The sequence below is a fragment of the Kocuria sp. CPCC 205231 genome (assembly GCF_040980965.1).
Lineage (GTDB): Bacteria > Actinomycetota > Actinomycetes > Actinomycetales > Micrococcaceae > Kocuria > Kocuria rosea.
Genome location: NZ_JAVKPP010000109.1, coordinates 1 through 525, shown reverse-complemented (window position 1 = coordinate 525; position 525 = coordinate 1). Strand labels below are relative to the sequence as shown.

General features: G+C 35.0%; 1 protein-coding gene. It reads right to left on the bottom strand.

Features of this window, described 5'->3' with window-relative positions; all coding sequences use genetic code 11:
• Nucleotides 1–239: 239 nt before the first annotated feature.
• A partial coding sequence (locus RF640_RS19100; RefSeq protein WP_368828676.1) for an IS3 family transposase occupies nt 240–525 on the bottom strand: 286 nt, incomplete at its 5' end.

The window sequence follows — 525 nt, the reverse complement described above, 5'->3', positions numbered from 1 at the left end:
CTTCTGTTTGTTCCTAAGTGACAACCTTTTTCAGGGAAGTACATTTTTGTCCGTTTTTCCAAATTTTAACACTCAAATTTGTAGCAGTTTGTAGCAGTTCCCCAAAGTGGACACAAAAAATGATTATTAATTATTTATATTTTTAAAAGTACACATATCTATCAAATTTCGTTCCTTTTCATTTGCAAAAGTAGACAATCTCATCCATATTTGCAAGTTTTTCTTTATAAAAGTGAACATTATTCTTTATTTTTCTCATTTCCAGCCATTTTCTTCCGTTCTGTGATGAACTTCGGTGTTGCATTAGCCTCTCGCTTCCCAAAAGTGTCCTTTCTTGGAAGCTCCCCTTTATAAAACCTCTTCCTGTAATTATTTGGCGTATCATAGCCGATAGCATAACATGGTCTTTTCTCATTGTAATAATCCACGTATGCGTCCAAGGCCTCCTCGAACTCCTTTCTTGAATTACATGTCTCAATCTTGAAGTCTATGAACAATTCCTCTTTTATCCATCCGTTGAGATCG